At 70.6% G+C, this 25,095-nt stretch carries 23 protein-coding genes; 13 read left to right on the top strand and 10 right to left on the bottom strand.

Going from position 1 to position 25,095, the window contains the following annotated elements; translation table 11 throughout:
• Positions 1 to 29 precede the first annotated feature (29 nt).
• Complete coding sequence (locus ACF1G2_RS14155) at positions 30 to 986, top strand: LysR family transcriptional regulator (protein ID WP_391798502.1); 957 nt, start codon at positions 30 to 32, stop codon at positions 984 to 986.
• A 209-nt stretch (positions 987 to 1,195) separates the two neighbouring features.
• On the opposite strand, the gene ACF1G2_RS14150 is transcribed toward ACF1G2_RS14155, so the two are convergent.
• Positions 1,196 to 2,404 carry a DUF4241 domain-containing protein gene (locus tag ACF1G2_RS14150; RefSeq protein ID WP_391798501.1) on the bottom strand — a complete coding sequence of 403 codons (1,209 nt, stop codon included), beginning with the start codon at positions 2,402 to 2,404 and terminating at the stop codon, positions 1,196 to 1,198.
• A 679-nt stretch (positions 2,405 to 3,083) separates the two neighbouring features.
• On the opposite strand from ACF1G2_RS14150, the gene ACF1G2_RS14145 reads away from it, so the two are divergent.
• On the top strand, positions 3,084 to 3,455 hold the full coding sequence (locus ACF1G2_RS14145) for a hypothetical protein (protein ID WP_391798500.1): 372 nt from the start codon (positions 3,084 to 3,086) through the stop codon (positions 3,453 to 3,455).
• 11 nt (positions 3,456 to 3,466) lie between these two features.
• A complete protein-coding gene (locus ACF1G2_RS14140) occupies positions 3,467 to 6,187 on the top strand; it encodes a hypothetical protein (RefSeq protein WP_391798499.1) in 2,721 nt (906 codons plus the stop codon).
• Positions 6,188 to 6,223: 36 nt separating this feature from the next.
• Here the strand turns inward: ACF1G2_RS14140 and ACF1G2_RS14135 are convergent, their stop codons facing one another.
• On the bottom strand, positions 6,224 to 7,357 hold the full coding sequence (locus ACF1G2_RS14135; RefSeq protein ID WP_391798498.1) for a hypothetical protein: 1,134 nt from the start codon (positions 7,355 to 7,357) through the stop codon (positions 6,224 to 6,226).
• 122 nt (positions 7,358 to 7,479) lie between these two features.
• On the opposite strand from ACF1G2_RS14135, the gene ACF1G2_RS14130 reads away from it, so the two are divergent.
• Entirely contained in the window at positions 7,480 to 8,289 is an 810-nt protein-coding gene (locus tag ACF1G2_RS14130; RefSeq protein ID WP_391798497.1) for a leucine-rich repeat domain-containing protein, read from the top strand.
• A gap of 197 nt (positions 8,290 to 8,486) precedes the next feature.
• Here the strand turns inward: ACF1G2_RS14130 and sodN are convergent, their stop codons facing one another.
• Positions 8,487 to 8,882 carry a superoxide dismutase, Ni gene (gene sodN / locus ACF1G2_RS14125; protein WP_352187010.1) on the bottom strand — a complete coding sequence of 132 codons (396 nt, stop codon included), beginning with the start codon at positions 8,880 to 8,882 and terminating at the stop codon, positions 8,487 to 8,489.
• A 150-nt stretch (positions 8,883 to 9,032) separates the two neighbouring features.
• On the opposite strand from sodN, the gene sodX reads away from it, so the two are divergent.
• Positions 9,033 to 9,467, top strand: a complete 435-nt coding sequence (sodX, locus tag ACF1G2_RS14120) for a nickel-type superoxide dismutase maturation protease (RefSeq protein WP_391798578.1) — start codon at positions 9,033 to 9,035, stop codon at positions 9,465 to 9,467.
• On the opposite strand, the gene ACF1G2_RS14115 is transcribed toward sodX, so the two are convergent.
• Positions 9,371 to 10,000 (bottom strand): CGNR zinc finger domain-containing protein, encoded by a 630-nt coding sequence (locus ACF1G2_RS14115; protein WP_391798496.1) that lies wholly within the window; start codon positions 9,998 to 10,000, stop codon positions 9,371 to 9,373. The two genes, sodX and ACF1G2_RS14115, sit on opposite strands and share 97 nt — an antisense overlap.
• A gap of 94 nt (positions 10,001 to 10,094) precedes the next feature.
• Between ACF1G2_RS14115 and ACF1G2_RS14110 the strand changes: the two genes are divergently transcribed.
• Positions 10,095 to 10,859 carry a class I SAM-dependent methyltransferase gene (locus tag ACF1G2_RS14110; protein ID WP_391798495.1) on the top strand — a complete coding sequence of 255 codons (765 nt, stop codon included), beginning with the start codon at positions 10,095 to 10,097 and terminating at the stop codon, positions 10,857 to 10,859.
• Between the two features lie 62 nt (positions 10,860 to 10,921).
• Here the strand turns inward: ACF1G2_RS14110 and ACF1G2_RS14105 are convergent, their stop codons facing one another.
• The 3 genes from ACF1G2_RS14105 to ACF1G2_RS14095 are packed head-to-tail and all read right to left on the bottom strand — an operon-like array spanning position 10,922 to position 13,625.
• The gene (locus tag ACF1G2_RS14105; RefSeq protein ID WP_391798494.1) at positions 10,922 to 11,683 is read right to left on the bottom strand and encodes an amino acid ABC transporter ATP-binding protein; all 762 of its coding nucleotides are present in this window, start codon (positions 11,681 to 11,683) and stop codon (positions 10,922 to 10,924) included.
• Complete coding sequence (locus ACF1G2_RS14100) at positions 11,680 to 12,630, bottom strand: amino acid ABC transporter permease (protein WP_391798493.1); 951 nt, start codon at positions 12,628 to 12,630, stop codon at positions 11,680 to 11,682. Before ACF1G2_RS14100 ends, ACF1G2_RS14105 begins: the two co-directional genes overlap by 4 nt.
• Positions 12,631 to 12,659: 29 nt before the next feature.
• On the bottom strand, positions 12,660 to 13,625 hold the full coding sequence (locus tag ACF1G2_RS14095) for an ABC transporter substrate-binding protein (RefSeq protein ID WP_391798492.1): 966 nt from the start codon (positions 13,623 to 13,625) through the stop codon (positions 12,660 to 12,662).
• Positions 13,626 to 14,161: 536 nt separating this feature from the next.
• On the opposite strand from ACF1G2_RS14095, the gene ACF1G2_RS14090 reads away from it, so the two are divergent.
• From ACF1G2_RS14090 to ACF1G2_RS14080, 3 genes are all read left to right on the top strand, one after another.
• Positions 14,162 to 15,370: an NADP-dependent malic enzyme gene (locus ACF1G2_RS14090; RefSeq protein ID WP_391798491.1), complete on the top strand. Its 1,209-nt coding sequence runs from the start codon at positions 14,162 to 14,164 to the stop codon at positions 15,368 to 15,370.
• A 315-nt stretch (positions 15,371 to 15,685) separates the two neighbouring features.
• Positions 15,686 to 16,651: a zinc-binding dehydrogenase gene (locus ACF1G2_RS14085; RefSeq protein ID WP_391798490.1), complete on the top strand. Its 966-nt coding sequence runs from the start codon at positions 15,686 to 15,688 to the stop codon at positions 16,649 to 16,651.
• A 155-nt stretch (positions 16,652 to 16,806) separates the two neighbouring features.
• Positions 16,807 to 18,207 (top strand): cellulase family glycosylhydrolase, encoded by a 1,401-nt coding sequence (locus ACF1G2_RS14080; RefSeq protein ID WP_391798489.1) that lies wholly within the window; start codon positions 16,807 to 16,809, stop codon positions 18,205 to 18,207.
• Here ACF1G2_RS14080 and ACF1G2_RS14075 read toward each other — a convergent pair.
• Positions 18,204 to 19,091, bottom strand: coding sequence for a helix-turn-helix transcriptional regulator (locus ACF1G2_RS14075; protein ID WP_391798488.1), 888 nt, complete (start codon positions 19,089 to 19,091; stop codon positions 18,204 to 18,206). The genes ACF1G2_RS14080 and ACF1G2_RS14075 overlap by 4 nt on opposite strands.
• A 1-nt stretch (position 19,092) precedes the next feature.
• Positions 19,093 to 19,953, bottom strand: coding sequence for a DUF4097 domain-containing protein (locus tag ACF1G2_RS14070; RefSeq protein ID WP_391798487.1), 861 nt, complete (start codon positions 19,951 to 19,953; stop codon positions 19,093 to 19,095).
• A 148-nt stretch (positions 19,954 to 20,101) separates the two neighbouring features.
• Between ACF1G2_RS14070 and ACF1G2_RS14065 the strand changes: the two genes are divergently transcribed.
• A complete protein-coding gene (locus ACF1G2_RS14065; RefSeq protein ID WP_391798486.1) occupies positions 20,102 to 20,932 on the top strand; it encodes a hypothetical protein in 831 nt (276 codons plus the stop codon).
• A gap of 113 nt (positions 20,933 to 21,045) precedes the next feature.
• On the opposite strand, the gene ACF1G2_RS14060 is transcribed toward ACF1G2_RS14065, so the two are convergent.
• A complete protein-coding gene (locus ACF1G2_RS14060; protein WP_037695221.1) occupies positions 21,046 to 21,228 on the bottom strand; it encodes a DUF6104 family protein in 183 nt (60 codons plus the stop codon).
• A gap of 96 nt (positions 21,229 to 21,324) precedes the next feature.
• Between ACF1G2_RS14060 and ACF1G2_RS14055 the strand changes: the two genes are divergently transcribed.
• From ACF1G2_RS14055 to ACF1G2_RS14045, 3 genes are all read left to right on the top strand, one after another.
• The gene (locus ACF1G2_RS14055) at positions 21,325 to 21,801 is read left to right on the top strand and encodes a CU044_2847 family protein (RefSeq protein WP_391798485.1); all 477 of its coding nucleotides are present in this window, start codon (positions 21,325 to 21,327) and stop codon (positions 21,799 to 21,801) included.
• Entirely contained in the window at positions 21,798 to 23,966 is a 2,169-nt protein-coding gene (locus ACF1G2_RS14050) for a trypsin-like peptidase domain-containing protein (RefSeq protein ID WP_391798484.1), read from the top strand. Before ACF1G2_RS14055 ends, ACF1G2_RS14050 begins: the two co-directional genes overlap by 4 nt.
• A gap of 121 nt (positions 23,967 to 24,087) precedes the next feature.
• Entirely contained in the window at positions 24,088 to 25,095 is a 1,008-nt protein-coding gene (locus tag ACF1G2_RS14045; protein ID WP_391798483.1) for an AAA family ATPase, read from the top strand.

The raw sequence follows: 25,095 nt of genomic DNA, 5'->3' as shown, positions 1-25,095 counted from the left end.
GGCGCGGGGTGCCGCCCTACTCTCGGGGCATGGAGCTGGAGGTGAGACATCTGCGCGTACTCTGCGCCATCGCGGAGACGGGCAGCCTGCACAAGGCGGCACGGCAACTGGGCATGAGCCAGCCCTCGTTGACGACACAATTGCGCCGGATCGAGAACTCCCTGGGCGCGGAGCTCTTCGCGCGCGGGCGCACCGGCTGCCGTCCCACACCGCTCGGCCGCTCGGTGCTCAGCAGGGCCCGCCCGCTGGTCGACCAGATGGCCACGCTGATCACCGAGGCGAGGGCCGCGGCGGCGCGCACCGACGGGCCGCTCCTGCGGGTCGGGTCGACGGCGAGCAGGGCCCTCCCGGGCTGGCTGCGCCGGCTCCGCCAGGGCCTCACCGGCACGGACATCGCACTCCACATGGACGTCTCCGCCAACGCGCTGCTGCGGTCGCTCGCGGCGGGGCAGCTGGACGTCGCCTTCGTCCACGAGGTCGAGGGCTGTCCGCTGCGGGTACCGGACGGCCTGCTGGCCCGGGTCCTGGTCGAACGGGAGCCGCAGTTCGTCGCGCTGGCCCGCGACCACCCGGCCGCCGCGCTGCCGGTGGTGGAGCTGACCGACCTGGCGGAGGACCGCTGGATGGTCGACCCGACGGTGGACGGCGAATGGGACGGGCTGCGACGGGTCCTGGGCGAGGCCGGCATCGACCCGCCGCTGCTCCACGGCGACTACCACACGGCGGCGTCCCTGATCGCGCTCGGCGAGGCGGTGGCACCCTGCCAACCGACATCGTTGCCACGGGAGGACATGGCGATCCGCCCCCTGCGCGACGACCCCCTGGCGGTACGCCTGCTGCTCTACGCCCGCGAGGAGGCCCTCCTGGACCCCCTGTACGCGGACCTCGCGGAGGCGTACCGCGAGGCGGCGCACCGCGCGGCGCCGTACCGCCGGTGGCTCCGCCACCACGGGATGTCGGTGGGGGCGGGCATGATGACGGCATGACGGACCGCGCAGACACCTCGCCCGACGCGGACCACCCCGGGGAGAGGCCGCCATCGGCCGGTGCGGCGTACGGCACGCGTGGCCGGAGGACCGGGACCGGGTCGCCGAACTGGCCGCGGATCACTTCTCTTTCAAGTTCAGCGTGTTGAAGTGAAGCAGTCCGCCCAACTGACCGGCCGGTGCAGCCTCGCGCAGGTGGTCGGCGATCCTTACTCTGTCCCGGCGGCGGAATGGAGCTGGAAGTCGACGACGACGCAACCAACCTGTCCGTCTTCGGTGCGGCCGGTCCAGACGGGGTAGGAGCCGTCGCCTCGGCCGGCACGGAAGGCGATGAGATTCGGCTCGGGCTCTGGGCCGGGCAGTTCGACGCTGAAATGGCTGTCGCTGTCGAGGGGTATGAAAATGTCGTCGTCCAGCTGGTCTTCGGTCACGGTCCGCGTCGCATCCATGAAAGCCGCTGTGCCGGTATCCACGCCAACCCCGTAGAACTGGCCCTCGCCAAGCAGCCCCAGGTCCTCGTCGGGCCGGAGGGTCATTTCCCACCTATGGGGAGGGGCGTCCAGAAACGTCACCCTGGCCGCGGCGACATCGGCCCCGTGTTTCGTGCGCAAAAGCGACAGTGTGACCGGGAAGTCGCCTAGCGGCACTGCGACGGTCCGCGGGTTGCTGATCCAGCCGGGGTCCGAGACCGCCAGCTGCCCTGAGGTGATCCGCAGCATGCCGGCGTCAATGGGCTCGACGACGGCCGGCCCCTCCCGGGTGTCGCACGCACCCGGATTGAACAGTTGCTCAATTCCGGTGGCGCGCAGCGGTCCCGATCCTTCGTCCACCGACCTGTCGTTCAGCACTACGGTCGTGGCGGACTCGTGGCCCTGTTGGGTGAGGAGCGGAGCGAACACTTGCCAGTCGCCGAAGTCCGGTGCGGGACAGAGGAAGTCCTCGACGGGCGTCGCGAACCGCCGTCCGGGGACGCTCGACGGGCCGGATGCTCGATCGTGCGATGACTCCGTCGATCCGCCCTGCCGTCCGGCGAACTCGGACTTCACCTCGATCTGTCCGTCGGCTGAGACGGTGGTGGTCTCTTGAACATCCCACTTCCCGTACAAGTGCGCCTGATCGTTGGGAAACTGCCATCGGATGCTCTGCTGAGCCAGCAACATCCCCGTGCCGTGCGGCTTGAGGTCGATCATCTGCATGCACCAAGACCTGTCGTCGAACAGATACACACGCCACATCCGCCCCGGCCAGTATTCGACCAGTGCCAGCGGTTGCTCCCGCGCGGACAGCAGAACCGAGTAATCCTTCCCGGCCGCATGCTTGCGTGCCGCGAGCGCGCGTGACATCGGGCTCCGATGGGTCATTCCCCGATAGGAACCCCACATCTCGCCGTACGACACATCAAGACTGTCGAAGATCACAGCCGAACATCTCCCCCGTGGCACCAGCCACCCCCGAGCAGTGCGTTCGACAGGTGACCCCTGCCGCGACGCCCTGCCCTTCCGAAACCTCGTCGTGCCGCAGTCTGCCACCGAGGTGTGACACAGAGGTTGTGGGAGGCCCGCAGCCTGGGGTTACCGACGAAATGTGCCGCTCCAGGTGACGAGACACAGTCGGTTCGGCTGCCCCCATCGGTGATCGGGGGCGTTCAGGTCAGCGGCGACCCGCAGGGGCGGGAACGTGGGCACTCCTGCGCGGGAAGCCAACCCGGCGGAAGCATGTTATGGCTGGTCAACGAATTCCGTCGGTTGCCCTGGACCACAGTGGGCGCGAGCTGTCTCCGAGCGGGATTGCGTCGGCAGCGTGCGGACTACGCCGGTGCGGTCGGCGAGCTGCTGGTGCAGCAACCGGTTCTCCGTCGTTGACTGGTGGAGGGCGCCGACCAGTGGGGCTCATTGACCCCGACTTGGAACGAGGGCGCGATCCGCTTCTACGACCGCCTGGTAGCCACGGCGAAGCCGAAACTCCGCTACAGCCTCCCGGTGGAGCCGCCACGGTGACGGATGTCGTGCCCGTTGCCTCGCAACGCGCCGGGAGGTGTATGAAATTCTGATGGCCTTACGAATATCGGGGGTGAGGGTGTTGCACCATCGTGGGCTCATGGCCGGTGCGTCCGTCGTCGCGGGCGTGCTGGTGAGCGTCTGTGTGAACCTGATGACTGATCAATGGAGCCTGTCGTTGATCGGCGCCACGGTGGCGTGCGCTCTCGTCTGGGCCACCCTCGAGTTCGTGCGCGCACGTGCCCAGAACGCCGAGCGCCGGATCGCGGTGCGTGTCCGTGCCACGAATGGAGGGCGGATCGCCGGCTCTCCGACCCACGTCGCCGCGTCCGCCTCCCACGTCACTGTCGACAGGTCCGCGGAGGGCGGCAGCATCGAGGCAAGCACCGTGACGGTGGGCAGCGACGCCGAGGTGACCCAGCATGCCTCCGACCGAGGGACAGTCAGCGGCAGCGACATCACCGTTCACTGAGGGGGAGGACCGTGGCGGACCACGCGGGCGGGGCGTTGCTGGGGCGCGAGGACGAGACGGCGGAATTCGAGGAGTTCCTCCAGAGTGACGATCGGGTGCTTCTCTACTGGGGTGTGGCGGGTCAGGGGAAGTCCACTCTGGTCGAACACCTCGCCGCGCGCTGTCCGAAGGACGGATATGTCGTGGACCTCGAGTACACGGCCGGTCGGCGGATTCCCTCCTCCCACTCCGCCGACGCCGCTCGGGAGCTTCTGGACGAGCTCGCCGACGTGCTCGGTGGTTGGTGCGGAACCGGAACCCCCACCTACCGCCGTGCGGCGGACCGGGCCGACGCCGACGAACAGGCGCTGCTCACCCGCAACATCACGCTCAAGGCGTCGGTGATCGCCCGAGGCGGCTCGTCGATCGTCGACTCTCCGGTCTCCCTGAGCGCCGGCAGCATCACGGAGCCGTTGGCGAACCTCCGGGCGCTCAACAGGTCGAAGCTGGTACGGGCGCTGTGTGACGACCTGCGGAAGGCGGACCTGTCGGGTCAGGTCCTGTTCGTGGACACCACCGAGCGTCTTCACTACCTCGACGAGGTCGCCCATTTCGAGGCCGGCGGAGGAGCCCGGGGCACGGACGGGATCGGTCACTGGTTCGCCAATCGCTTCGTCCCGCACCTCCTGACCAGCGCGAAGGGTCTGAGACTGGTGCTCGCCGGCCGCGAGGAGGTTCCGATGAAGCCCGGCATCCGTTGCCGGCGGCGAGAGCTGCGGAACTGGTCCCCGACCGACAGCGACGCCTATCTGGCTTCGCGCGGTCAAGCGGCCGCAGGATTCCAGCAGGCCGTCTACCGCCTGTGCAAAGGCCATCCCGGCTGGACCAGCATGCTGAGCGACACCGCGGCGATCCTCGACTGGAGCGAGATCGACCTCTTCGAGCTTGAACGGACGGCACGTGACCGCCCTGCCGAGGAGTGGCTCCCCCACGTGTTCCTGAGCCGCATCCCGGAGCACAGGAGAGCCGTCGTCGTCGCTGCGGCGACCCTGAGGTCCGTGGTCAAGGAGGCCATCGCCGCTGTTCTGGCGGATGCTCTCCAGGGTGACGATTGGTTCGAGAGCCTCACCGCGTACTCGTTCGTCCAGTTGCGCAGGGCTCACCGGCAGAGGTCGTCGTGGCATTTCCACCCCATGGTCCGCGGTGCCATCCTCAGCCACCTCGAGGGGCAGGAGCCGCTGAGGCTCCTGGAGTGGCACGGGCGGGCGGCCGCCTACTTCTCCCGCTCGGGTGATCTGGAGGACGAGCTGTACCACCGGTTCTGCTCCGGCGACACGAGCAAGGACGGGGAGTGGCACCGCCTCTTCCAGGCGGCGAACCTGGCATGCGACTACGACTCAGGCCTCAGGGTCATCGAGCTCGTCACCGCCCACGAGGTCCGCCAGGGCCTCCTCCGCACGATGCCCGGCCTGGTGAGCCACGCCCTGACGCTCAGGTCCGACATCTCCCTCCACCAAGGCCGTCTGGACGACGCGGTCGCCGACGCCGAAGAGGCACTCCGGATCGCACGCGAGGAGGACCTCGGGCGAGAGGAAGCCAAGGCTCTGCTTCTCCTGGGGACCGTGTCGCAGCGGCGGAGCGAGCTCACCAGAGCAAAGGAGCTCTTGAGGCAGGCCTTCGACATCTGCCTGACCACCGGGGACACCCAGAACGGGGCGAACTGCCAGTTGCATCTGGGATCCGTCGCGGCCCGGCAGGCCGACTACGTCACGGCCTCCGAGTGCTTCAGCGTGGCCGCGAAGCTCTACGAGCAACTCGGGGACGTACTGGGGGAGGCCAACGTCCATTGGGAGCACGGCTCTGCGCTGCGCAGGGTCGGCCGGCTCGGCGAGAGCAGGGAGGCGCTCCGGCAGGCCGTCTCGAAATACCGTGGCCTCGGCTTCAGACTCGGCGTGGCCAATGCCCTGCGAGAGGAAGGCGGGATCTATCTGCGCGAGGGGCGTGCCGAGGAAGGCCGGAACGCGCTTCACGAAGCGCTGAGTCTCTACCGCGAGATCGGCGACCGTCTGGGCGAGGCGGCGTCCCGGGCGGAACTGTCCTTCCTGGAGCTGACAGAGGGTGACGCGGACGCCGCCCACGGATCGCTGCGTGATGCCGCGGCTCTGTACTCCTCCATCGGCAACGAGCTCGGCGTGGCCGACACGAACCTGCTGAGCGCCCAGGTGCTGGCCCACCAAGGCGCACTCGACGAGGCACTCGCACATGTGACTCGCGCTGCGACAGCCTATGGGCACCTCGAGAGCCGTCTGGGCCAGGCCAACTGTCTTCTGCTCTCCGGTGTGTTCATGCTGATGAAGGGCGCGGCGGCCGAGGCGAATGTCAGCCTGGCCAGGGCGGTCCGGGCCTTCCGGGAAATCGGCAACGCCCAAGGGGAGCGGCTGGCGCTCGGCGAGCGTTCACGCGCGGCGCTCCTGGAACAGGATGGAGGTCTGGCTGTCCGTCTGGCCAGACGCGCCTTGCACGTCTCGTCGTTCATGGGCAGCAAGGCGGCCGTGGCCGAGAGCATGATGGCTCTGGGCGCCGCGGAACTCGCCCAGGGTCGGACGAAGGAGGCGGTACGCCTCTTCGCGGCCGGTCGTGACCTCTTCGACGAGCTCGGGGTGGAGCATCAGGTCCAGGACGCCGGGCATGACCGTGAGTCAGGCCTTCTTCGTCTTTTGGTGGGCGACCAGGTCGGTGACCTGCGGACTTGATCGCCGCAGTCGCCGGCCTGCCCTTCGACGCCGAGTTCAGTCCAGCGGCGGCCAGGGCCCGTCCAGCAGGCGGCCCGCCTCCTCGACGATCTGTTCCGCCAGGTGTTCCCGGTCTCTCTGTCGGATCGCCGCCCCGTCGTTGTAGGCCTCGGTCTTCTCGAACAGGGGCTTGAGCTGCTGCGGGTGGGCCAAAGGGCGCCACCCTTCGTACGTGATCAGGTCACCGCCGGCGCCGGGGGCCAGGCTGCCTTTGACGATCAGCTGGAGCCACCGGTGCACGAGTTCCCAGCGGGCCGCTTCCCAGGGGAGGTCGGCGGTGTCGGCCGGGAGGTCCTGGAGCAGGCCGAGTTCGTCCAGCACCTGGTCGAAAAGGGCGTCGGCATGCTCGTGCTCGGAGCGGGAGAGGCCGGCGAGGAGGGCGAGGGACTCCGTCTCGACGCCGAGGACCAACGCCGTCAGGCCGGCTTCGACGAGCTGCTCCGGGTGGTGCCGACGGTCGATCAGGCGCTCCAGGGCCAGCATCCGGATGCAGTCGACGGCCTCCTGCGCGGTCACGGCGTACGGAGTGAACGGTGTGGGCGCGGTGACGTCGATGCCCGGTCCGCTCTCCACGAAGTACGACCAGAAGTCGACGGTCGCGTGGGCGCGGAGGCCGCTCGACCGGCCGGTGAATTCGTACTGGATGTAGTCGGCGAGGTCGTTCCCGTACAGGATGATGTCGGTCTGGTAGACGGACAGGACGGGGTGACCGTGCTCGCCCGCCGTGCCCGGCAGGTAGCGGTGCCCGTAGACCGGGACCAGCTGCGGCACGCTCTCCAGCTCGGTCCTGGCGACGCGCAGTGCCTCGGACTTCTCCGCCGGCCTGGACGGCCAGGCGGGATGCCAGAACCCGCTGTGCTCCACGTCGAAGAGCACCCCGTCCACCGGCCACGCCAGCCGCCCGGCCAGGTCCTCGGGGTCGCCGTCGCGCCAGTCGGGCCACCGTGACGAGCCGTGCGGGAGCCCGGTGGCGAGGAAGACGCGGTGGTCTGCCGAGAAGGTGAAGCCGAACCTCGTCTCGACCGCGTCGAGCTCCCGCTCGGTGAGACCCGGAGCGATCTCGGTTCGAAGCACGCCTTGCAGGGCACGGGCGGCTTCCGGGGTCAGTCGTGGGGCCGACGGCGTGTTCATGCCTGCCAGCGTAGTGAGCGCCACGACCGCACAGGCGGGGAGGCCGTCGCGATCCGCCACCTCATCGCGTATTCGCGGCTAAGCCCTGCGACGGCCTGCGACGGCCTCGGTACCGTTGCGCCATGACGGACACGGGAGAGCCGCCGGTCGTTGCGAACCGATGGGCCGATGTGCCGGTGCCGGTGCAGGGAAGGCGCGCGGTCTTCCGGGACTTCTGCTCCTGCTTCGACCAGTCAAGGCCCCGTCCGCGAGCCCGCGTCGGGTTTCACGCGGAGCGGCAGGACCCTACTGCGCAGGGGTGGCGGCGACTTCTGGAGCTGGTCGAGGAGGCTGCCGCCGACGGGCGCGAAGAGTTCAAACCGCTGATCGAGTTGAGCCCGGAGGAGCGTCGGCAGGTCATCACCCTGCCGCCGAGCATCGCCAAACTGACTGCGGTCAAGCACCTCGTGCTCTACGGCAGCAACCTGGTTCGGCTTCCGCCCGAGATCGGGGCAATGACCGGCCTGGAGGAGTTCACCCCATACACCTCCTACCGGTTGCACTGGTTTCCCTACGAGATCACCCGTTGCCGACGGCTGGCCCGCAGCACGGTGAGCACGCGAGCCCTCTTCGGCAACTTCAAGCTCCGGCCGCCGTTCCCCAAGCTGACGTCGTCCTCTGCCTCCCTCACGGGCCTCGATCCGGAGCGTCTGGATCCCGGGCGTTGGGGTCCCACAGCCTTCCCAGGCTGTAGCGTCTGCGACGGTCCGGTTCCACGAGGCGGACTCCAGCAGGTGTGGATCTCCCTGCGCGTGGCCACCGACGTGTTGCCGCTGCTGGTCAACGCCTGCTCGTCGGAGTGCGTCGCCTCCCTTCCCGGCGGTGTGCGTGACCACATCACCACAGCCCACAGGGGCGGTCGAGTCGACCAGCCGCCGTCCTCCTGGGACTGATCGGTACGACGGCTCCGGAAGCTCCATCACCGCCCCAGGCGTGGTCCGGTGGTGACGAGGGCCGGTCAGGCCGATCGAGGGGCGGAAAAGAGACCGCACCCGGGCCGTCAGGGACGCCGGGTTCGGCGGCCTGCGGGCCGGGTGCGGGCTGGGGACCTGCGGCCCGGGGGCCGTGGGTCCGAGGGCGTGACCGGGGGTCAGGCCTTCTTCGTCTCCCAGAAGATGCGGTCGACCTCGGCGATGAGCTCCAGCGCCTTCTCGCCCGTCTTCGGGTCCGTCGACGCCTTGGCGGCCGAGAGGGCCTTCAGGGTGTCGTTGATGAGCTGGTGCAGCTCCGGGTGCTTCTCGAAGTGCGGGGGCTTGAAGTAGTCGCTCCACAGCACCGAGATGTGGTGCTTGGCGAGCTCCGCGCGCTGCTCCTTGATGACCGTGGCACGCGCGCGGAAGTGCGCGTCCTCGTTGGCCTGGTACTTCTCCTGGACGGCCTTGACCGACTCGGCCTCGATCCGGGCCTGGGCCGGGTCGTAGACACCGCAGGGGAGGTCGCAGTGGGCGCTGACCTTCACCTTGGGGGCAAACAGGCGGGAGAGCATTGGCTGTCCTTCCTCGTGATCGTCTTCTCAGGTGGGAGATTACTCCCCGAGAAGGCTGTTTTCGCGAGCGCCCCCTAGGGCTTAGGACAAAAGTCCAGGGTCACCATGGGACTCGTGTACGAGTGGACGATCGGATCGGGAGGTGCCGGAATGACGGACGCGGGGCGGGAGCCGGGGCGGGAGGCCGGGCCTCTGTTCGGGATCGCCGAGGTGACGGGGGTGTCCATGGTGCCCACGCTGCTCCACGGCGACCAGCTCCTCGTGCACTACGGCGGGCGGTTGCGGCCCGGCAGCGTGGCCGTGCTGCGTCACCCGCTCCAGCAGGATCTGCTCATCGTGAAGCGTCTGATCGAGCGACAGGGCGCCGGCTGGTGGGTGCTCGGGGACAACCCGGATGCCGAGGGCGACAGCCGGGTCTTCGGCGCCGTGCCGGCCGAGCTGGTCCTCGGGCGCGTACGGGCGCGGTACCGGCCCGTCACGCCCGGGCGTCAGCGCTCGGTGGCGGTCGTGGTCTCCTGGCTGTTCTCCGCGCTGAGGCCGGTCCGGTCCGGCCGTTCGGCCTCCAGGCGCTTGCGGGCCCGGTAGGCGGCCACGTTGGCGCGGGTCGCGCAGCGGTCCGAGCAGTAGCGGCGGGAGCGGTTGGTCGAGGTGTCGAGATAGGCGTTGCGGCACGGTGCCGCCTGGCAGAGGCCCAGCCGGTCGGCGCCGAACTCCGTCAGGTGGAAGGCCAGCCCCATCGCCGCGATCGCGGCGAAGCCCGCCGTCGCGTTCGACGGGTGATCGGCGAGGTGCATGTGCCAGCGCGGGTGGCCCTCGTCGTCCAGGTAGTCGTGGCCCGAGATCTGCGGGCTGACGGGGAACTCCAGGAGGAGCGAGTTCAGCAGGTCCACCGCCTGGGTGTGGTCGCCGTCGTCGGCCGAGGTGAAGACCGCGCGCAGCCGGGCCCGTACCGAACGGAAGCGCGTCACGTCGGCGTCCGTCACGCGCCGGGCCATCTGGGAGGCCGCGCCGAAGAGCTCCCGGACCGCCTCGACCGACGTCAGGGAGTCCTTGCCGCGGGCCGGCTCCTCGGTGTTGACCAGACGCACGGCGTAATCCGAGTAATAGGCCAGTTCCACTTGTAGTCCTTACTGCGGAGGTCTAGGGTCGGGTGCGGAGGGGGTAATGGACGTTCCCCCTTCGAGGGTATTACGAAGAGGGCGAGGTAGAGCGATGACGGACGCGGCGACGACCGGAACCGACTGGGCGGCCTGGCAGGAGAGCTGGGACCGCCAGCAGGAGTGGTACATGCCGGACCGCGAGGAGCGGTTCCGCGTGATGCTCGACATGGTCGAGGCCGTGGTGGGGCCGGAGCCCCGCGTCCTGGACCTGGCGTGCGGTACAGGGAGTATTACGGATCGGCTCCTCAAGCGGTTCCCGAAGGCGACCAGCGTCGGCGTCGACCTCGACCCCGCGCTCCTCGCCATCGCCGAGGGGTACTTCGAGGGCGACGACCGCGCCACCTTCGTGACCGCCGACCTCAAGGACCCCGAGTGGGCCACGGCGCTTCCGTACGACTCGTACGACGCCGTGCTCACCGCCACCGCACTGCACTGGCTGCACACCGAGCCGCTCACCGCGCTCTACGGGCAGCTCGCCGGCCTCGTCCGGGACGGCGGTGTCTTCATGAACGCCGACCACATGATCGACGAGACCACCCCCCGGATCAACGCCGCCGAGCGCGCCCACCGCCACGCCGTCATGGACCGAGCCAAGGCCGCCGGCGCCCTCGACTGGGCCGAGTGGTGGGCCGTGGCCGCCAAGGACCCGGTCCTCGCCGGACCGACCGCCCGCCGCTTCGAGATCTACGGCGAGCACGCCGACGGCGACATGCCGTCCGCCCGCCGCCACGCGGAGATCCTCCGAGCCGCCGGCTTCGCCGAGGCCCGGCCGGTCTGGGCCTCGCCCTCGGACACCCTCGTGCTGGCCGTGAAGTAACCCGACCGTGTGTACGGAGAAGGGGCGGTACGGATTCCCGTACCGCCCCTTCTCCCTGCCGGCTAGAGCACCTTGGAGAGGAACGCCTTGGTGCGGTCGTGCTGGGGGTTGCCCAGGACGTCGCGGGGGTGGCCGGATTCGACGACGACGCCGCCGTCCATGAAGACGAGGTTGTCGCCGACCTCGCGGGCGAAGCCCATCTCGTGGGTGACGACGATCATCGTCATGCCGTCCTCGGCGAGGTCGCGCATGACGTCCAGGACGTCACCCACCAGCTCGGGGTCGAGGGCCGAGGTCGGCTCGTCGAACAGCATCAGCTTCGGTTCCATCGCCAGCGCGCGGGCGATGGCGACACGCTGCTGCTGGCCGCCGGAGAGCTGCGAGGGGTAGTTCCCGGCCTTGTCGGCCAGGCCGACCCGGTCCAGGAGCCGCTCGGCGCGCTCGCGGGCCACGGCCCTCGACTCGCCCTTCACCTGGATCGGCGCCTCCATGACATTGGCCAGGGCCGTCATGTGCGGGAACAGGTTGAACCGCTGGAAGACCATGCCGATGTCCCGGCGCTGGGCCGCGACCTCGCTGTCCTTCAGCTCGTAGAGCTTGTCGCCCTTCTGGCGGTAGCCCACCAGCTCGCCGTCGACCGAGAGCCGGCCGCCGTCGATGCGCTCCAGGTGGTTGATGCACCGCAGGAACGTCGACTTGCCCGAGCCCGAGGGGCCGACCAGGCAGAAGACCTCACGGGGAGCGACCTCCAGGTCGATGCCCCGCAGGATGTGCGCCGCGCCGTAGGACTTGTGAACGCCCTCGGCCTTGACCATGGCCGTCATCGCGTCGCCTCCGGAGAACGCTTGAACATGTTCAGGTTAGTACGGATGCGCTGCAGCGGCGTCGGCGGCAGGGACCGCAGCGAACCCCGCGAGAAGTGCCGCTCCAGGTAGTACTGACCCACACTGAACACACTGGTCAGAGCCAGGTACCAGATCGACGCCACGAAGAGCATCTCCATGACGGCACCGGCCGTGCTGCCGATGTTCGAGGAGGCCCTCAGGAGCTCCGTGTACTGCACCGCCGAGACCAGCGACGAGGTCTTCAGCAGGTTGATGAACTCGTTGCCCGTCGGCGGCACGATCACCCGCATCGCCTGCGGAAGAACGATCCGCCGCATGGTCCTCGTCTGGGACATGCCGAGCGCGTGCGCCGCCTCGGTCTGGCCCTCGTCGACCGACTGGATGCCGGCCCGGACGATCTCCGCCATGTACGCGCCCTCGTTCAGGCCGAGGCCGAGGAGCGCGACCATGAACGGCGTCATGACGTCGACGGTCTCGTTCTTGTAGATCGGTCCGAGGTTGATGTACTCGAAGATCAGCGACAGGTTGAACCAGACCAGCAGCTGGACGTAGACCGGCGTGCCGCGGAAGAACCAGATGTAGAGCCAGGCGACCGCGCCGGTCACCGGGTTCTTCGACAGCCGCATCACGGCGAAGACGACGCCGAGGACGAGGCCGAGCGCCATGGAGGCGACGCTGATGATGATCGTGTTCCCGAGGCCCTCGAGGACCGAGGGGTCGAACAGCTTGTCCCAGACCGTGTCCCAGATGACGTTGCCCTGGGAGAAGGCGTAGACGAGCCAGCCGAGCAGCGCGACGACGACGACGGCGCTGATCCAGCGGCCGACGTGCCTCACGGGGATTGCCTTGATCGCCTCGTAGGGGGTGCCCGAGGCGCCGGGCCCGACCGGACTGTCGGCCGGACCCTTGTCGATCTTGTCAGTCACGATGACTGCCCTTCAGCGGAGCGTGGTGATCACTGGCCGGCGTTGACGGTGGCCTGCTTGACGGCACTGTCGGCGACGTCCCACTTCTCCAGGACCTTCTCGTACGAGCCGTCCTTGATGATCGCGTCGAGCGCCTCCTTGACGGCGTCACGCAGCTGCGTGTCGTCCTTGGAGACGCCGATGCCGAAGAGACCGACGTCGCTCTGGCTGCCGACGACCTCGAAGTCGTTGCCGCCGCCCGAGGTCTTCGCGATGTACGCGGCGACCGGGTAGTCGTTCAGGTCGGCGACGGCGCCGCCGGCCTTGACGCGGGTCTGGGCCTCGGCGTCGGTGTCGAACGCCTGGATGGTGAGCTTGTTCGCGCCGCACTTCTCGGCCTGCGCCTTGAAGGTGTCCTCGTAGATGGTGCCGCGCTGGACGGCGACCGTCTTGCCGCACAGGTCGTCGAGGGAGTTGATCCCCTGCGGGTTGCCCTTCTTCACGAGGAGCGAGACGCCGGAGCTGAAGTAGTCGACGAAGTCGATGCCCTTGCCGATCTTCTTCCCGGCGTCGTCCAGGCCCTCCTGACGCTTCTTGTTGTCCGTCATCGAGGACATGATCAGGTCCTGGCGGCCGGTCTCCAGCGAGGTGATCAGGCCGTCGAAGGTGCCGGAGGTGAACACGAACTTCACACCCAGCTGCTTGGAGAGCGCCTCGGCGATGTCGGGGTCGACACCGACGATCTTGCCGCCCTCGGTGTACTCCATCGGGGCGTAGGAGGCGTCCGTGCCGACCTTGACGACACCGGACTTCTGGATGTCGGCGGGCAGCTTCGAGAAGAGGGGCGCGTTGCTGGCGGCGCCGCTGGTCGTGCCGCCCTCGGGGGTCGAGCCGCCCTCGGTCTGGTCGCCGCAGGCGGTCAGCAGCATGGAGCCGGCGACCGCGATGGCGGCGACCGCGGCAAGACGGGAGGTGCGGGTCTTGGCGGTCGTACAGCGCGTGGAGCGTGCGGTCATGGTCGGGTTCCTCCGGCGTGTGAGGGAGTTGCCATAGGCCGCGCACGCACCTTCGGGTGTCGCGACCTCGTGTGATTACGCGCATCTTGCCATTCGGACCGCCCGAATCGGACGGCCTCGCATGTCAAAATCGGATAACGGGTGACCCCCGAATCCCGACAGGCCGGTACATCAAGGCCGGACCTTCTCCCGAGATTTCTTGTTACCGCCGGAAAATCTGCGGTTGATCTCGCCATTCGGACGACACGAATACCACGATTCGGTCTACGGTCGAACGTATCCGGACATCGGGCGACGCGCCTGGTGTGCGCAAGGTGCCAATACGGCTGTATGAGCCACATCACCGCTCCGTATTGGACTCGTCTACCGTGATGTACGTCCGGTAAGAAGGATCCTTACACCCCTCATCCGGGGCTCAGGGCGCGTTGTGCGGCGCGCCCGCGCGGTTGCCAGACACGGCGACCGCGGGACCCGCCCACCCCTCCTCAACCAGGAGTGGCCACCCTCAAATGAAGAAGACTTAAGGGGTCAACCCAATGGCAGCGGAGATCGTCAATCCTCGCAGCGAGAGCGGTACGGATGGGGCTCAGGAGCCCTTCGATCCGGCCTTCGCGCTGCACCGCGGCGGCAAGATGGCCATCTCGGCCACGGTGCCGCTCCGCGACAAGGACGACCTGTCCCTCGCGTACACGCCCGGCGTCGCCAAGGTGTGCACCGCGATTGCCGAGCAGCCGGAACTGGTCCACGACTACACCTGGAAGTCCCAGGTCGTCGCGGTCGTGACCGACGGTACGGCGGTGCTCGGACTCGGCGACATCGGCCCGGAGGCCTCGCTTCCGGTCATGGAGGGGAAAGCGATCCTCTTCAAGCAGTTCGGCGGCGTGGACGCGGTGCCGATCGCGCTCGCGACCACGGACACCGACGAGATCGTGGAGACCGTCGTCAGGCTCGCGCCGTCCTTCGGTGGAGTGAACCTGGAGGACATCTCGGCGCCGCGGTGCTTCGAGATCGAGCGCAAGCTCCAGGAGCGCCTGGACATCCCCGTCTTCCACGACGACCAGCACGGCACCGCCGTCGTCACCCTCGCCGCGCTCCGCAACGCGGCGAAGCTGACCGGCCGTACCCTCGGTGAACTGCGCGGAGTCATCTCCGGCGCCGGTGCGGCGGGTGTCGCCATCGCCAAGTTCCTCCTCGAGGCGGGGCTCGGCGACGTGGCCGTCGCGGACCGCAAGGGCATCGTCAGTCTGGACCGGGACGACCTGACGCCGGTCAAGCGCGAGCTCGCGGAGATCACGAACAAGGCCGGCCTCTCCGGCTCCCTGGAGACCGCCCTGGCCGGCGCGGACGTCTTCATCGGCGTCTCCGGCGGGACGGTCGCCGAGGCCGCGGTCGCGTCCATGGCGCCGAACGCGTTCGTGTTCGCCATGGCCAACCCGAACCCGGAGGTCCACCCCGACGTCGCGCACAAGTACGCGGCCGTCGTGGCGACCGGCCGTTCGGACTACCCGAACCAGATCAACAACGTGCTCGCCTTCCCGGGCATCTTCGCGGGCGCCCTCCAGGTCCGCGCCTCCCGGATCACCGAGGGCATGAAGATCGCCGCCGCGGACGCGATCGCCGGCGTGGTCGCCGACGAGCTCTCCGCCGAGTGCGTGATCCCGTCGCCGTTCGACGAGCGCGTCGCCCCGGCCGTCGCGGCCGCGGTCGCCGCCGCCGCCCGCGCCGAGGGCGTGGCGCGCCGCTGACGCGCCCGCTACACCGCGAAGGGCCGTCCCGAACCCGGGGCGGCCCTTCGCCGTGTACGGGGCCCGCGGACGCGCCTGTGCGGGGCGCCTACACGGGGCAGGGGCTGGCCCCCTACACGGGGCGGGGGCCGGGTGCGGGGCCGTGAGGCGTCGGACGGCCCCCGCACGGTGCGGGGGTGCGGTTGCTGCGCCGCCGAGGCGTCGCGTGGACGCGCTGAGGGCGGCTGTACGGGTCTTCCGGTCGTCACGCGCTGATGCGTGTGTCACAGCCGTGCGTGGTTCCGCCGCGCGGGTGGCGGACCCTACGCTCGGCCCATGTTCGCTGCCTACGCCGCCCGAATCGACCGCGACCAGCCCCTGAACGGCCTTGAGCTGGGGGAACGGCCCGAGCCCGAGGTACGTCCCGGATGGACCACCGTCACCGTCAAGGCCGCCTCGCTCAACCACCACGACCTCTGGTCGCTGCGCGGTGTCGGGCTGCCCGAGGAGAAGCTGCCGATGATCCTCGGCTGCGACGCCGCGGGCATCGACGAGAACGGCGACGAGGTCGTCCTGCACTCCGTCATCGGCCAGTCCGGCCACGGGGTCGGCCCCGACGAGCCCCGCTCCATCCTGACCGAGCGCTACCAGGGCACCTTCGCCGAGCGCGTCACCGTGCCGTCCTGGAACGTGCTCCCCAAGCCCAAGGAGCTCTCCTTCGAGGAGGCCGCCTGCCTCCCGACCGCCTGGCTCACCGCGTACCGCATGCTCTTCACCAACGCGGGCGTGCGCCCCGGCGACTCGGTCCTCGTCCAGGGCGCGGGCGGCGGGGTCGCCACCGCCGCCATCGTGCTGGGCAGGGCCGCCGGGCTGCGGGTCTTCGCCACCAGCCGGGACGAGGCCAAGCGGAAGCGTGCCGTCGAGCTCGGCGCCGTCGAGGCGTACGAGCCGGGCGCGCGGCTGCCGAAGCGGGTGGACGCGGTCATCGAGACCGTCGGCGCCGCCACCTGGTCGCACTCGGTCAAGTCGTTGCGGCCCGGCGGCAGCCTGGTGATCTCGGGCGCCACGAGCGGCGACCGCCCCTCGCACGCGGAGCTGACCCGGATCTTCTTCCTGGAGCTGAAGGTCGTCGGCTCGACCATGGGCACCAAGGACGAGCTGGAGGACCTCCTGTCGTTCTGTGCCGCCACGGGCGTACGGCCGGTGATCGACGAGGTGCTGCCTCTGGACCGGGCGCGCGAGGGCTTCGAGAAGATGGCCTCCGGCGAGCTCTTCGGGAAGATCGTCCTGACGACGTCTTGATGGATCGTCAGATCTGCTGATGGGATCTCCGGCACCGCGCTCACCGCGAGCGCCTCGTGCCGGAGGTTCCGTTGCCCCGAACACCGCGAACACCGCGAACATCACGAACACCGCGAACGTCTCGCACATCTCGCACATCTCGATCGTCGCGGGGGTTGCGACCGCTGCGGACGGCCCTTGCCGTCGGCGCCGTCGCCGCCGCGCTCCTGGCCCCCACGGCCGCCCGCGCCGACCCCGGGACCCAGGCGACCGGCATACCCGCCGTCACGGACGACCGCGGCCGCGCCCTCACCCTGCGCGGCTGGAACGTCGAGGACAAGGTGAACCGCGGTGACCAGGCTCTCAGCGCCGTCACCGAGCGGCACTTCAGGGACATGCGGGCCAGGGGCTTCAACTTCGCCCGGCTGCTCGTCTTCTGGGACGACCTGGAGCCGAGGCGCGGCCGCTACAGCGAGGCTTACCTGCGGAAGATCGAGCGCGTGCTGGACTGGGCGGAGAAGTACGACGTCCATGTCCTCATCGACGCCCACCAGGACGTCTTCGGCCCCGCCTTCGGCCACCGGGGCGTGCCGGCCTGGGCGACCAGGACGGACGGCCTGCCCTTCACCCCGCACCCGGACGACTGGTTCGCCGAGTACTTCGAGCCGGCCGTTCAGCGCGCCTTCACCCATCTCTACGAGGACGAGGACCTGCGACGGGCCCAGGCGGCGATGTGGCGCGTCCTCGCCGACCGCTTCGAGCACCATCCGGCCGTCCTCGGCTACGACCTGATCAACGAGCCGATGGGAGAGCTGCGCGAGGGCGAGGGCCTGCCGGACGCCGCCCGCCGGATCGAACGGGAGCAGCTGACTCCGATGTACAACCGGCTCGCGGACGCCGTCCGTTCGGTCGACCGGAACACCTGGATCTTCGTCGAGCCGACGCCGATCGTCGGCGAGGGCGTGCCGACCGGCCTCGGCAGGATCGAGGACCAAAAGGTCGTCTACGCCCCGCACTTCTACAACACCGCCATGGAGGCGGGAGCCGACTACGATCCGGCGGCGGGATGGATCGAGACGTACGAGCAGGCGGTGACCCGGTACCCGCGGGAGTACAAGGTCCCGGTCGTCGTGGGGGAGTGGGGGCCGCTCAACAACTCCCTGCCGAACATGAACCGCTTCTACCGTGAGGCGATGGCCTCTCTCGGCCGGTACGGCAGCGGGTGGGCCGGCTATGTCTGGTGCTACGGCGGCGGGTACTGCGCGGTGGACGGCGCCGGTGCCTTCCGTACGAACAAGGAGCTGACGGCCGAGCCCTACGCGGAGGCGGTCGCGGGCACGGTCGCCTCCTCCTCGTACGACTCCGGGGCGGGCGTCTACCGCCTCGCGTACGAGTCGTCACGGCGCGGCAGCCGGGTCACCGAGCTGTCGCTTCCCCCGGGCGCCTGGCAGGTGACGGCCCGGGGGAAGGCGGTGGTGCTCCGCGAGGGCGCGGGCAAGGCCTGGGTGATCGCGGCGCCCGGGGCCCGGGTGACGGTGACGGTCACCCGGGAGACCCGTCAGAGGGTGTCGCCCTAGGCGTCCTTGCGCTCCGGGCGCAGCACCGAGGCGATCCGGTCCGCCGCCGTGGACAGATGGCGGCGGGCCTCGGTCAGCTGGGCCGACGTCACCCCGTGGTCCCGGGCCGCGTCGCGCACGTCGTCGCGGAAGCGGTCCAGGAGCCGGTCGAGATCGCGGGCCGGCTCGCCGGTGGGCTCGACCGTCACGGCCCAGTCCGAGACGGCCTCCTCCGGGGAGGTGGCACGGCCCGACGCCTTGGGGTGCGTCGTACCCGTGACCAGGCCGCCCAGCTGGGCGGTGATGTCCGAGATGCCCTCCCAGACGCCCGACGGCCAGTCGCCGCGCGCGAAGCGGTCCTGGACCTGCTCCTGGACCTGCTGGGCGATCCGCTGGAACTCCTTCGCCTGTCTGCGCGCCGACTGAGCCTCCTCGCGGGCCTGGCGCGTCTGCTCCCTCCACTCCTGCTTGGCGCGGCGCAGCTCCTCCTTGGCGTCGCCGAACGAGGAGCCCTTCTGCCGGGTCTCGCTCGCCGCCGCGCGCATGTCGCTGCGCAGCTTGCCCGCGGCCCCGCGCACGTCGTCGCGGATCTCGGCGGCGAGCTCGGAGACCGAGTCGCGGATCTCCCGCTCAAGGTCGTCCAGTTCGCCGCCGCGGCCGGCCAGCTCCGCGCGGCCCGCGTCGGTGATCGAGTACACCTTGCGGCCGCCCTCCGTGGCGTGCGTGACCAGACCCTCGGCCTCCAGCTTGGCGAGCCGGGGGTAGACCGTGCCGGCGGAGGGGGCGTACAGCCCGTGGAAGCGCTCCTCCAGGAGTCTGATCACCTCGTAGCCGTGGCGGGGGGCCTCGTCGAGGAGCTTGAGCAGGTAGAGGCGCAGTCGGCCGTGGGCGAAGACGGGCGGCATGTCACAGCACCTTTCCGGGGGCGTGGTCGAGGTCGTCGGAGCCGACCGGGTCCGGGCGGCGCAGGAGGGCGATCGAGCCGGAGACCGTCGTGGCCTTGAGCGTGCCCCGGCCCTCGCCCAGCGTGCCGGTGATGGTCTTGGTCCCCCATTGCCCGCTGACCCGAAGGTCGTCGAACGCGTTGGAGACGGAGCCGCTCGTCGTGCTCGCCTCGACCCGGGCGTCCGACGGATGCGGGATCCGGATGGCGACCTCGCCCGAGACGCTCGTCAGCCGGATGTCGGCCGGCGGGCCGTCCAGGTCGACGGCGTCGAGGTCGATCACCATGTCGCCGCTGACCGAGTCGGCACGGACGGAGGATCCCGAGCCGTCGATGACCGTCAGATCGCCCGTCACCGTGTTGACCCTGAGCGCCCCCGTGACCGACTGGGCCTCCAGGGAGCCGGAGACGCTCTCCGCGTGCACCGGGCCGGAGAGCCCGACGAGCGTGGTGTCGCCCGTGACGCCCTTGACGTCCGTACGCCCCTTGATGCCGGAGATGACCGCGCCCGCGCTCACCACGCCCACCTCGACGTCCGCACCGGCAGGGACGGCCACCGACACGACGGCCCGGCGGCGGTGCCCCTTGCGGTCGAACCACTTGAGGAAGCCCTGCCAGTGCAGGTCCTCATAGGTGACGGTGAGGGTGGAGCCCTCCTGGGTCACGATCAGCGGGGGGCCCTGGATCTCGGACACCTCCAGGCGGGCGGTGCTCTCGGCGGTGCCCACGACATTCACCGTGCCGCCGACGACACGCACCTGGAGGCGGCCCACAGGGTCGGTCAGCATGAGTCTCGTCGGCTCGGCCACGGACCACTCTGTCATCGTGCTGACCTCCCGTATCGGTGACGCAACATATCGCGTCCTCGATAGACACGATATATCGCGGTACGCGGAAGTCAACCCCCGTTCGGCGTGGACGCGAGCGATCAATCACCCTCTTATGCGGACAAACTGCCCTAGCGTAAGGCCCATGAACGCGACATCCGGATCGAGCCCCGTCGGCGCTCTGCTGCTCTGCCGCGCCGAGCCGTCGACGGTCCGCCCACCGGCCCAACTCCTGCGCGAAGAGCTCCTCCTCGCCCCGGCCGGTACCGAATGGAGCGTCGTCGTCCCGGAGGGGAAGCCCTGGCTCCACGGCGGCGAGCCCGTCGAACGGGTCGTCAGCGGCTGGGCCACCGCCCTGGCCGTCTCCGCCGCCACCTGGCCCGTCCTCGCGCTGTGGTGGGACGCGGACCGGGCCGGCTTCGTCCTCGCCTCCGGGTTCCGCCGCACCGTCGGCTACACCTGGCTCGCGGACGGCACCCCGGTCGGCGAGGACGAGGCCATGCGCACGTTCGCGGCCCGCCTGGCCCTCGATCCCGTACTCGATCTCCAGGCCCTGGAGCCGCTCACCGGACCGGACAAGGACGCCGACGCGCACGCCAGACTCGTCGGCCTGACCGCCGTCCTCGCCCGCGTCGGCCTTGCCCTGCCCACCGGCCTCACCCCCGGGGAGAGCGCGGACCGGCTCCGCTCCGTCGCCCTGGCGCAGGGGGCGGAGGAGCTCGAATGGGCCGGCTGGCGAGACGCCGTGCGCGCCGAACTCGACGCGGTGGAGGGCGGTCCGCTCGGCCCGTTCCTCCGTGGCCCCAGGGCCCGGCTGCTCGGCGCGGTCCAACTCGGGGCGGGGCTGCCGCTGCTCGCCTGGGGAGTCGCCCGCCGCAGCGGGGGCTGGACGACGGCGGGGGTGCTGCTGGTCGCGCACGGCGCGCTGGGACTCGCGTACGACCGGCTGCGCGGTGACCGGCCGGTCACCGCCTGACCGACAGTGCGGCCGCGACCGTGCGGTGGCGGGGCCGGTGCGCCGGGGCGTGGCCCGTCGCTCCGACCGGCAGGACCGTCGGTCAGTGACCCCGGAGGGGGCCCCGCTCGTCCCTACTCGTCCTCGTCCTCGTCGTCCAGACGGGCCAGCCAGGTCGCGAGGCGCTCGACCGGCACCTCGAAGTCGGGGTTGAGATCGACGAACGTACGGAGCTGCTCGGCGAGCCACTCGAAGGAGACCTCCTCCTCGCCGCGCCGCTTCTCCAGTTCCTCGATGCCACGGTCAGTGAAGTACATGCGATCAGGATATGCCGTGCTCCCGACGGACCCTCGCGCTTGTCGGGGGCAGCGATTAGCCTTCTTCATCATCGTTTCGGGGAGCGGGGGGCCGCTGTGACGCACGGGATCGCTCGGGTACGACTGGACGACGGCACACCTGTCTGGGCCCGCATCAGCGAGCCGGAGGAACTCGGCCGGGGCGGCGGCTTCACGGACACCGGCATCGGCGACCGGGTGATCTCGATGGCCGGGGGCCTCACCGACGTCGTGCGCGGGGTCGTCGGCTCGCTGCGGGACGGGCTCGACCCGCAATCGCCGGTCGAGGTCGCCGTCAGCTTCGGCATCGAACTCTCCGCCCAGGCGGGCAAGGTGATCAGCGTCCTCGCGGAGGGCGGCGGTACGGCCTCGATATCGGTCTCGCTCACCTGGACCGAACCGGGCCCCGACGCCGGCCCGCCCGCGAGCCCGGGTCTCGACGCCGACCCCGCCGAGGCGCCCGGACCCGGATCCGCGCCCGCGCGCGTGCCCGGTCCCGCGCCGGCGCCCGACACCGGACCGCGCCACCGCCCGGCGGCCGATGGCGCCGTATGAGCGCCTTCGAATCACTCGTGCGCCCCGCACTGGTACGCGTCGCGGCTCCCGGAGACGGGTATGACCCGCTCGGCGACCGGTACTGGGGCACCGGCTTCTTCATCGCCCCCGGCTGGGTGCTGACCTGCGCCCATGTCGTGGCAAAGGGGGGAAGCGCGGTGTGGAAGGGCGAGCGGGCCGTCGGCATCGTCTGGGACGGCGGCGTGACGACCGGCGAGGTCGTCCTGGCCAGCCCGCGCCCCACCGTGCCCGAGGAGGAGCTCCACCGATGGGACTTCCCCGACCTCGCGCTCGTCCGCGTCCCCGACGCACGGGACGCGAGCTGCGTACGGCTCAGTGAGCGCAGGCCCGTGATCGCCGAGCCCATCCCGGTCGGCCTGCACGGCTGGTCCCGGGTGACCGGCCGGCTCGGCATCCGCGAAGCCGTCGGCGAGGTCCACGGCGTCGACGGCGATGCCCTCCTGCTGCGCGGGACACAGCCCGTGGAGGGGCTCTCCGGCGGACCCGTGGTCGACCTCGACCGCGCGGTCGTCATCGGCCTCAACAAGGGGCGCGGCGCGGACGAGGGCGCCGCCGTCCCCATCACCTCCCTGCGCCGGCTCTACCGGGAGCGCGGCGGCGAGGTGCTCTCCGAGGTGATGCGCGAGCACGACCGGCACCACCTCGCCCGCTACCGCTCGCTCTCCGGCACGCCCGACTGGACCAGGGCGCAGCTCCGGCACCGCCCGCCCACCGCCCAGGGCGGCCTCGACCCCGGGCGCCGGATCCATCTCTACGGACGGCTCGCCGAACTGCCCCAGCCCGCCGGCCCGGGAGACGTGCTGCACCTCGTCGACGAGGCCCGGAGGGTGACGGCCGGCCACGACCTGCGCCCCGTGCTCGAAGTCGCCCCGCGTACCTGGCGCGAGGGCGTCGGACTGCTTCACGAACTCCACGATCCGCACCAGGAGGAGGAGACCGCCTCCGGCCTCGGGCTGAACGCCGTCCTCGTGTACGCGGCGAAGGTCGCCCGGCACGTCAGGGAGCGGCACGGGGAGAGCCGGGCGGTCCGGAACCTGGCCGACTGGGTGACCGACGCAGCCGCCGGGACGCCGCTGCTCACCCGCCAGGCGATCGCCGCCGTGCTGGCGGCCGGCCGTCCCGCCGGGAGCCGGCCGGTCCGTGAGGCCGGAGCTCGGGCCGACGTCCTGGTGGAGATCGACACCCCTCCGTACGGCCGGAAGTTCCCCTGGCGGGTGAAGCTCCTCTTCGACGGGCACACGATCACGCCGCTGCACGGGGACGACGAGGGGGTCGAGCGCGAGCGGCTCCGGGACACCCTGCGCGAGCCGCTGGCGGACGCGCTGGCCCGGGGCGACCGCGGGGAACATCTCGCCGCGGTGGAGGCGCTGTTGCCGCGCGAGCTCTTCGACGAACCGCTCGACACCTGGCGGCTCTCGCCCGACGACGAGCTGTTCGACGAGCGCTCGCTGCCGCTCGGTCAGCGGCGGATCGTCGTCATACGGGACGCGGCCCGCAACAAGCGGCCGCCGGCGCCCGAGTGGCACACGCGCTGGCGGACGGCCGGTCTCGGGCCCCTGCGGGCGGTACCGCTGCGCGCCGAGGTGCTCACGGCGGGAGGGGACGCCGCCCACGCGGCGCGGACCCGCCGCGAGTCCCCGCGCCAGGCCTGGGTACGGCTCTCCGAGGCCGACGACGGCTCGGTGCCGGTCTACTGCGGTCCCGTGGGCAGCGGCGACGGGCTCAGGGCCATGGCGGCCGCGCTCGCCGCCGGGCACCCCATCGCCCTGTGGCGCAGCGGGGCCCACGACCACGCGGACTGCGCCGAGTTCCACGAGCGCGCGGACGGGCTGCTCCTGGAGGTCGGAAGGGCCGAGGCGCTCCACGGGCCGGTCATCTCGCTGCGGAAACGGGTGGCCGCGGACGCGGACCTCGTGGGCATGGACGTGGGCACGGACGTTGCCATGGACGTGAGCACGGACGGGGGCACGGAGCTGTCCTGGGACACCGGTCCGGGCACCGGTCCGGTCGCGGCCCCGGCGCCGCCCGCGCGCTCCGAGCACGCCTGGGCCGAGCATCTCGCCGTGCTCTTCGATCCGCCCGACCGGCCTCCGCGCGAGGATCCGCTCCAGGGACCGCCCATGCTCGGCGAGGAGGAGTGGTGACCGTGCGGTGGACTCCGCGAACACCCGGGCAATCGGTCCGGTTTGAGCGTCGGCAGCGCAGGGGGCCGGGCGGTATTTTCGACGGGCCGGGCCATGACACCACAGCCAGGAGGACTCCATCGTGAACGATTGGCGGATCTACCGTGGTGCCGGCCACCCGCACGACGAGATAAGGCGGTTACCCGCACCGCCGCCGTGGCGCGACTTCTCGACCGGCGGAGCCGACGACACCCTCGCCGGCTCCGACCGGCGGCTCGGGGTGCGCCGCCGCCTGGTCCAGAACCACCATCCCCGCCCAGCCGAGACCGACGCCGTCAACGCCGCGCTCTATCTGCGCCGACCGCTCCTGGTCACCGGCAACCCCGGCACCGGGAAGTCCACGCTGGCCCACGCCGTCGCTCACGAACTGGGCCTGGGCCGGGTGCTGCGCTGGCCGATCGTGAGCCGCTCCACCCTCCTGGACGGGCTCTACCGCTACGACGCCATCGGCCGGCTCCAGGACGTCCAGCTGGAGCGTGCGCAGGCCGGGTCGGCGGTGCCCGCCGCGACGCCCGCCGGCATCGGCTCGTACATCCGGCTCGGACCGCTCGGCACCGCGCTGCTCCCCTCCGACCAGCCCCGTGTCCTGCTCATCGACGAGCTCGACAAGAGCGACCTCGACCTGCCGAACGACCTGCTGAACGCCCTGGAGGAGGGCGAGTTCGCCATTCCGGAGCTGGAGCGGCTGGCCGACCGTGAGCCGGTGGTCCAGGTGCTGACGGACGACGGCCGCAAGGTGCCCGTCCAGGGCGGACGGATCCGCTGCTCCACGTTCCCGTTCATCGTGCTCACCTCCAACGGCGAACGGGACTTCCCCGCCGCGCTGTTGCGCCGCTGCATCCGCCTGGAGCTGGAACCGCCGGGCGAGGAGCAGCTCGGCGCCATGATCGAGGCGCACCTCGGTCCCGACGCGGCAGCGGGGGAGGAGGGCCTGGTCAGCCGCTTCCTGAACCGCGAGCCCGGCGAGGTCATCGCCACCGACCAGCTCCTGAACGCGATCTATCTGACCCAGCACGCCCCGCGCACCGAGCGGGTGACCCGGGAACGCATCGCGGACATGCTCATGCAGCCGCTCGATCAGCCGAGGTGA

Origin of the sequence: Streptomyces sp. NPDC013457 (genome assembly GCF_043089925.1) — a bacterium.
GTDB lineage: Bacteria > Actinomycetota > Actinomycetes > Streptomycetales > Streptomycetaceae > Streptomyces.
This window is presented reverse-complemented; position numbering and strand designations above follow the sequence as displayed.

Excerpts from the sequence above, each read along its gene's own strand:
- ACF1G2_RS14155 (WP_391798502.1), top strand. The coding sequence starts at position 30 with ATGGAGCTGGAGGTGAGACATCTGCGCGTACTCTGCGCCATCGCGGAG.
- ACF1G2_RS14070 (WP_391798487.1), bottom strand. The coding sequence starts at position 19,953 with ATGACAGAGTGGTCCGTGGCCGAGCCGACGAGACTCATGCTGACCGAC.
- ACF1G2_RS14065 (WP_391798486.1), top strand. The coding sequence starts at position 20,102 with ATGAACGCGACATCCGGATCGAGCCCCGTCGGCGCTCTGCTGCTCTGC.
- ACF1G2_RS14050 (WP_391798484.1), top strand. The coding sequence starts at position 21,798 with ATGAGCGCCTTCGAATCACTCGTGCGCCCCGCACTGGTACGCGTCGCG.
- ACF1G2_RS14075 (WP_391798488.1), bottom strand. The coding sequence starts at position 19,091 with ATGCCGCCCGTCTTCGCCCACGGCCGACTGCGCCTCTACCTGCTCAAG.
- ACF1G2_RS14095 (WP_391798492.1), bottom strand. The coding sequence starts at position 13,625 with ATGACCGCACGCTCCACGCGCTGTACGACCGCCAAGACCCGCACCTCC.
- ACF1G2_RS14085 (WP_391798490.1), top strand. The coding sequence starts at position 15,686 with ATGTTCGCTGCCTACGCCGCCCGAATCGACCGCGACCAGCCCCTGAAC.
- sodN (WP_352187010.1), bottom strand. The coding sequence starts at position 8,882 with ATGCTCTCCCGCCTGTTTGCCCCCAAGGTGAAGGTCAGCGCCCACTGC.
- ACF1G2_RS14090 (WP_391798491.1), top strand. The coding sequence starts at position 14,162 with ATGGCAGCGGAGATCGTCAATCCTCGCAGCGAGAGCGGTACGGATGGG.
- ACF1G2_RS14135 (WP_391798498.1), bottom strand. The coding sequence starts at position 7,357 with ATGAACACGCCGTCGGCCCCACGACTGACCCCGGAAGCCGCCCGTGCC.
- ACF1G2_RS14130 (WP_391798497.1), top strand. The coding sequence starts at position 7,480 with ATGACGGACACGGGAGAGCCGCCGGTCGTTGCGAACCGATGGGCCGAT.
- ACF1G2_RS14145 (WP_391798500.1), top strand. The coding sequence starts at position 3,084 with ATGGCCGGTGCGTCCGTCGTCGCGGGCGTGCTGGTGAGCGTCTGTGTG.
- ACF1G2_RS14105 (WP_391798494.1), bottom strand. The coding sequence starts at position 11,683 with ATGACGGCCATGGTCAAGGCCGAGGGCGTTCACAAGTCCTACGGCGCG.
- ACF1G2_RS14060 (WP_037695221.1), bottom strand. The coding sequence starts at position 21,228 with ATGTACTTCACTGACCGTGGCATCGAGGAACTGGAGAAGCGGCGCGGC.
- ACF1G2_RS14110 (WP_391798495.1), top strand. The coding sequence starts at position 10,095 with ATGACGGACGCGGCGACGACCGGAACCGACTGGGCGGCCTGGCAGGAG.
- sodX (WP_391798578.1), top strand. The coding sequence starts at position 9,033 with ATGACGGACGCGGGGCGGGAGCCGGGGCGGGAGGCCGGGCCTCTGTTC.